Raw genomic sequence first — 6,193 nt, forward strand, 5'->3', positions numbered from 1 at the left:
AATCGGACATTCCGCACGTCTTGCGCACCTGGGGGGCGAAGCCGGCGCGGGCGCGGGCCTGGCCGGTCGGGTACCGCACCGAGGGCGGGGACCTGCAGAGCTTCTCTCGCGGCGGCTGTCACCGGAGGGCCGGCACGGCCTACTCGCGGTCGACGCAGAGGTGGGCGGTGAGGGCCGCGCGGGCCCACTCCTCCCAGACCTCGGGGGACCAGCCCCGGTCGCGGACGAAGACCAGGTACAGCTCCGGGCTGAGCAGCCCGTACAGCAGGTCGGCGGCGCGGTCGGTGTCGACGTCGGGGCGGGCGTCGGGCTTGGAGGTCAGCGCCTTCGCCGCGGCGTGCTGGACGGTGTAGCGCGGGTCGGGACCGGCGGACCACTGCGCGGCGATCTCCGGGTCCGTGGCCGCCGCGGCGGCGATCAGCGGCATGATCGGGGCGACACGACCGAGGATGTCGCGCACGCCCCGCACGTGAGCGCGCAGTTGCCCGGCCGCGGTGGGCTCGGCGCACGCGGCGCGGAACCAGTCGCGGTCCATCGTGGCGACCGGTTCGGCGTCGCCCGCGATGGACACGTCGACGACGTCCTTGAACAGCGCGCGCTTGTTGCGGAACACGAAGTACACGGTCTGAACGGCCACGCCGGCGCGATCCGCGACCTGCTGGAGGCTGGTCGCCCCGTACCCCTGCGTGACGAACAGGTCCCGCGCCGCCACGACGATCTTCTCGCGGGTGCGCCGTGACCGCTCGGCCCGCTTGTCGGGGCGCTTGACGTCCTGCCCCTCGGACCTCTTGACCTCATCCATGCCAGGAGTCTATCTCTAGAGTCAGTCACTAGAGTCATTCACTAGAGTCCAACTACAGATTCTTGGAGGTACCGCCATGAGCGAAACCCGGTCGGCCGCGGAGCTCGACGAAGAGGCGGCTGTGCAGCGCGCGTTGGAGAACTTCTACCGGGACGGCAAGCCGCCCTGGGACAGCGGCATCACGCCGCCCGAACTCGTGGCCCTGGTGGAAGGGCCCGGCGCACCGGCGCCGGGCCAGGCCCTCGAACTCGGCTGCGGGACCGGCACCAACGCGGTGTACCTGGCCCGGCACGGCTGGCGGGTGGCGGCCGTCGACCTGGTCGACCGCGCGGTCCGGCAGGCGAAGGAGAAGGCCGCCGCGGCCGGAGCGGACGTCACGGTGCTGCACGGGGACGCCACCCGACTCGACGAGGTGGACGCACCCGGCCCGTACGACCTCTTCTTCGACCTGAGCTGCTACTGCGGAATCCCCCTGCACCGCCGCGACGCCTACGCCGCCGGCCTCACCGAACGCGCCGCCCCCGGAGCACGACTGCTGATGTTCGGGTACGGCCCCGAACCGCTCGGCAGCCCGGCCACCACCATCACGTCATGGGCGGCGGGCGTCACCGCCGACGAACTCCGCACCAGGTTCACCGGCTGGGACCTCACCGACGTCACACCGGGCACCAACCCGGTACCGACCTTCTGGTTCACACTGCGCCGCCGCGCCTAGGACCGGCGGATCGAGGCCGTAGCGGACCGGATCCAACCCCCCGGGTCCCCTCTTCAGGTTCCGGGGAGGATGCGGCGGGTTTCGTAGGCCCACATCGCGATCTCCACCCGGTTGCGGGCGCCGAGTTTGGCCATCAGGCTGGCCAGGTGCGTCTTCACCGTGCTGAGGCTGATGTGCAGCGCGTCGGCGATCTCGGTGTTGGTCAGGCCGCGGGCCACGGCGAGGAGCACCTGCTCTTCGCGGGCGGTGACGGGAGAGATCGGCTGGGACACGGGCCGGCCGGCAGGGAGGTCCGCGAAGGTCTGGAGCAGGCGGACGGTGACGCTGGGCGCGATGAGCGCCTCGCCGTCGGACGCCGACCGCACGGCCTGCGCCAGAAGGTCCGGTCCGGTGTCCTTGAGGAGGAATCCGCGGGCGCCGGCGCGCAGGGCGCCGTAGACGTACTCGTCCAGGTCGAACGTGGTGATGACGACCACGGCCGGCGGGTCGGCGATGCCCGGGCCGGCGATCAGCCGGGTGGCCTCCAGGCCGTCGAGCACGGGCATGCGGATGTCGAAGAGGCAGACGTCGGGGCGTAGTTCGCGGGCCAGGCGTACCGCTTCCCGTCCGTCGGCGGCCTCGCCGACGACCTCGATGCCGGGCTGGGCGTTCAGCATGATCCGCAGCCCGGTGCGGATGATCGTCTGGTCGTCAGCGACGAGGACGCGAATGGACAACGCTCTCGCTCCTCGCTCTCGGCAGTTCGGCTTCGACATGCCAGCCCTGGTCGGCGCCCGGGCCGGCTCGTAGTGTGCCGCCGAGCAGGGTAGCGCGCTCGCGCAGTCCGGTGATTCCGTATCCGTCGCGCCCCCGGCCGGTGCGCCGGCCGTCGTCGCGCACGCTCACCCGTACCGTGTGGCGTTCCGCGGCGACCCGGACGACGAGCTCGGTCGCGTCGACCGCGTGGCGCAGGGCGTTGGTCAGCGACTCCTGCACGATCCGGTAGACGGCCGCGTCCACGGCCGGGGGCAGCGCGTCCAGTTCGCCGTCGATCCCCAGGTCGACCCTGAGGCGACCACCCGGGGTGCGTACCAGGCGCTCCAGGTCCGCGACTCCGGCAGGGGGCGACAGCTCGGCGCCGACCCCGCGGTCGCGCAGCGCGGCGACCATGGCGCGCATTTCCTCCAGCGTGCGCGCCCCTTCCTCCTCGACCCCCTCCAGCGCCTCGACGGCGGCGGACGGGTCGGTGGCCGCGAGCACCCGGCCCGCCTGGGAGATGATCACCATGGCCGACACGTGGTGCGCCACCATGTCGTGCAGTTCCCGGGCGAGCTGTTCGCGCTCGCGGGAGCGCACCTGCTCCAGCTGCCGCTCGCGAGCGGTCAGCCAGAACCGCACGGCGGCCCCGATCGCGCCGGGCAGCAGCAGGAAGACGAGGCCCACGACCTGTTCGGCGGCCGGGACGTCGTCCGTGACGGCGCACAGCGAGAAGGCCGCGAGGGTCATCGCGCCGCCCAGCACGATCTCGCGTCCCGATCCCCACCGGGGCAGCGCGTACACCAGCACGAGGACGATGGCGCCCGTGTTCAGACCGACGGGCTCGCTCGGTGCGGCGACGAGCGAGGCCGCCTGGAGCAGGATCACCGAGCCGAACGCCAGAGTCACCGTCGCCAGCGGGCGGGTCCGGCGCCAGAGGGGCAGCACGCACAGCCATACGGCGAACACCGCCGCCACCGGCCGCCACACGACGTCCTCGCGCAGGATGGCTTCCAGCGCCACACCGGCGAGGCCCGCGGCGAGCAGGACCCAGTCCCGCCGCACCCGGGCGGGCGCGTCGGGCGGCCGGGGTTCGGTCCACAGGGTTCGCAGGTCGTCTCGGAGCACGGTTCTCAGCCTAGGGACTACGGCGTGCCGCGCATCGGCCGAAAGGACGGGTCTTCACTCCGCCCCGGGGCCGAAGGATCCACGGCTCGCGGGCCGATGCCGTGGAGCGCCGTGGCGGCGAACCTCGGCGTCGGCGGCCGTACAAGGACGGCCGACGAGGTGGTTGGAGGACCCGATGCTCTCGAAAGCCCTGTTGCGCCTGGGCGCAAGCGCCGCCCGCCATCCCTGGCGGGTGATCGCGGCATGGCTGGTCGCCGCCGCGCTCGGCGTCCTCGCCGCCGTCGCCGTCGGCGGGCGGACGGCGGACTCGATGACCGCTCCGGGGCTGGACTCCCAGCGGGCCGCGGAGCTGATCGAGCGGGCGGGCACCGGGCAGGAGGGGATGACCGCCCAGGTGGTCGTCACCCCGCTCGGCGACGGGGCGACGTTCTTCGACGACGACGGCGCGCGCGGCGCTCTCACCCGGCTGGGGGCCGAGGTGAGGCGGCTGCCGCACGTGCTCGGCGCGAGCGACCCGGCGGGGGCGCTCGACGGGGGCCGGGAGACCGCTGTGCGCGGCGGCCTCGTCTCGGCCGACGGGCGGATCGCGGTCGTCCGGGCGCAGTACCCCGACCAGAGCCGGCTGTCGGCCGAGGACCTCGACGCCCTCATCGCTCTCGGCGACCGGCTGCGCGCCGAACTGCCGCTGCGCGTCGAGATGGGCGGGAACCTCTTCTACGCCTTCTCCGATCCCGACGGCGGCGTGAGCGAGCTGATCGGCCTCCTCGCCGCGGCCGCGATCCTGCTCCTGGCGTTCGGTTCGCTCGTCGCCGCCGCGCTGCCGATCGGCATGGCGGTCTTCGGGCTGACCGTCGGGGTCGCCACGATGACGGTGCTGGCGGGGGTGACGGACGTCCCGGCCTTCGCCCCTGTCCTCGGCAGCATGATCGGCCTCGGCGTCGGCATCGACTACGCGCTGTTCCTGCTCGCCAGGCACCGGGAGTACCTCGCGCGCGGGCTCGATCCCCGCGAGGCGGCGGGGCGAGCGGTGGCCACGGCGGGGAGGCCGGTGGTCTTCGCCGGCGGCACCGTCGTCGTATCGATCCTCGGCCTGGCGGTCGCGAACGTCCCGTTCATGACGGTGGGCGGGCTCGCGGTCTCGATCGTCGTGCTGATCATGGTGGTCGCGTCGGTGACGCTGCTGCCGGCCTTCCTCGGCGCCGCCGGCCCACGCCTGGCCCGGCCCGGCCGCATCGGCCGGGCTCTGCGGACGAGGAAGCCCGGTCGGCTCGCGCGACGGGCCCCCGCGGCAGGTGGCACCGACGCCGGCGGGTGGCGTCGCTGGATCGGGCACGTCAGCCGGCACCCGGTGCCCTACGCGCTCGGCGCGGCCGGGGTGCTGCTGACCGCGACGCTGCCCGTCCTCGGCCTGCGCGTCGGCCTGCCCGACGACGGCTCGCTCCCCCACAGCCGCACCGAGCGCCGGGCCTACGACCTCGTCGCCGAGGGGTTCGGCCCGGGCACCAACGGTCCCCTCGTCATCGCCGCGGACCCCTCCGGTGACCCGGGGGTGGTGGACCGGCTCGTCGCGACGGTCTCGGCGGATCCGGGCATCGCCTCCGTCGCGCCGGCGCGCGTCGACCGGGCCACCGGCATCGCGACCCTCGTGGTGTTCCCGACCACCAGCCCTCAGGACAAGGCCACGGCCGACACCATCGTCCGGCTGCGCACCGACGTGCTGCCCACGGCGATCGGGTCCGGCCCGGCGAGGGCCCATGTCGGCGGCGCCGCCGCGAGCCTGTCCGATGTGGGCCGGCGCACCAGCGAACGCCTGCCGGCGTTCGTCGCCGCCGTGCTGGCGATGTCGTTCCTGCTGCTGATGCTGGTCTTCCGCTCGGTACTCGTCCCGCTCAAGGCGGTACTGCTGAATCTGCTGAGCATCGGCGCGGCGTACGGCATCATGGTCGCGGTCTTCCAGTGGGGCTGGGGCGGCGCGCTCATCGGGCTGGAAGCGACGGTTCCGATCGTGTCGTTCATCCCGATGTTCCTCTTCGCCATCCTGTTCGGCCTGTCGATGGACTACGAGGTGTTCCTCCTCTCCCGCGTGCGCGAGGAGTACCTGCGCACCGGCGACAACCGCACGGCGATCGTCGAGGGCGTCTCGCGGACCGCCCGGATCATCACCTCGGCCGCCCTCATCATGGTGGCGGTCTTCCTGTCCTTCGCCGTCGCCGAGGACCCCTCCACCAAGATGTTCGGGCTCGGCCTGGCCACCGCGATCCTCATCGACGCCACGGTCGTCCGCATGGTGCTGGTGCCGGCGACCATGACGCTCCTCGGCCGGACCAACTGGTGGCTGCCGAAGTGGCTGGACCGGCTGCTCCCCCGCGGCCCGGTCGACACCGACGACACGGGCGAAGCCGACGACACCGACGCGGAATCCACGGGTGAGGCGCCGCCCACACCGCTGGTCGGCCGTTGACTCGGCTCCTGCCCGCCCTTGGCGTGACAGGCGTGGGACGGCCGGGTGTCGACCGTCGCCGGTGGCCCGGGTGGCGCGGCCGTCCGACGGGGCCGGCGGCGGAGCGAGCGTAAGGTGAGGGCGCGTTTCCTGGTCCGGAGGCTGGAGGGGTGGCATGACCAAGCGGGAGAGGTGGAACGCGCTCCTGGAGCGGCTGGCCGACGAGGGTCGGTTGGAGGTCGCGGAGACCGCCACGGCCCCCCAGGTCTCGTCCGCGACGATCCGGCGGGATCTGGACGAACTGGCGGAGCAGCAGATGCTGGTCCGCACGCGGGGCGGTGCTCTCGCGCAGGGCGTCTCCTACGAGCTGCCG

Annotated in this window: 6 protein-coding genes; 3 read left to right on the plus strand and 3 right to left on the minus strand. The window is 73.4% G+C overall.

The window, feature by feature from the left end:
- Nucleotides 1–139: 139 nt before the first annotated feature.
- Complete coding sequence (locus IE321_RS31560) at nucleotides 140–802, minus strand: TetR/AcrR family transcriptional regulator (RefSeq protein ID WP_043220475.1); 663 nt, start codon at nucleotides 800–802, stop codon at nucleotides 140–142.
- Nucleotides 803–878: 76 nt separating this feature from the next.
- Between IE321_RS31560 and IE321_RS31565 the strand changes: the two genes are divergently transcribed.
- The gene (locus IE321_RS31565; RefSeq protein WP_190225394.1) at nucleotides 879–1,517 is read left to right on the plus strand and encodes a class I SAM-dependent methyltransferase; all 639 of its coding nucleotides are present in this window, start codon (nucleotides 879–881) and stop codon (nucleotides 1,515–1,517) included.
- Between the two features lie 53 nt (nucleotides 1,518–1,570).
- Here the strand turns inward: IE321_RS31565 and IE321_RS31570 are convergent, their stop codons facing one another.
- Together IE321_RS31570 and IE321_RS31575 are read right to left on the minus strand one after the other, a co-directional pair.
- Entirely contained in the window at nucleotides 1,571–2,233 is a 663-nt protein-coding gene (locus IE321_RS31570; protein ID WP_190225395.1) for a response regulator, read from the minus strand.
- The gene (locus IE321_RS31575; RefSeq protein ID WP_190225396.1) at nucleotides 2,208–3,380 is read right to left on the minus strand and encodes a sensor histidine kinase; all 1,173 of its coding nucleotides are present in this window, start codon (nucleotides 3,378–3,380) and stop codon (nucleotides 2,208–2,210) included. Before IE321_RS31575 ends, IE321_RS31570 begins: the two co-directional genes overlap by 26 nt.
- Before the next feature lie 175 nt (nucleotides 3,381–3,555).
- Between IE321_RS31575 and IE321_RS31580 the strand changes: the two genes are divergently transcribed.
- Both IE321_RS31580 and IE321_RS31585 read left to right on the plus strand, forming a co-directional pair.
- Nucleotides 3,556–5,841: an MMPL family transporter gene (locus IE321_RS31580; protein ID WP_190225397.1), complete on the plus strand. Its 2,286-nt coding sequence runs from the start codon at nucleotides 3,556–3,558 to the stop codon at nucleotides 5,839–5,841.
- Between the two features lie 154 nt (nucleotides 5,842–5,995).
- On the plus strand, nucleotides 5,996–6,193 hold a 198-nt coding region (locus tag IE321_RS31585), incomplete at its 3' end, for a DeoR family transcriptional regulator (RefSeq protein WP_190225398.1).

The sequence above is a fragment of the Streptomyces hydrogenans genome, assembly GCF_014656075.1.
GTDB lineage: Bacteria > Actinomycetota > Actinomycetes > Streptomycetales > Streptomycetaceae > Streptomyces > Streptomyces hydrogenans.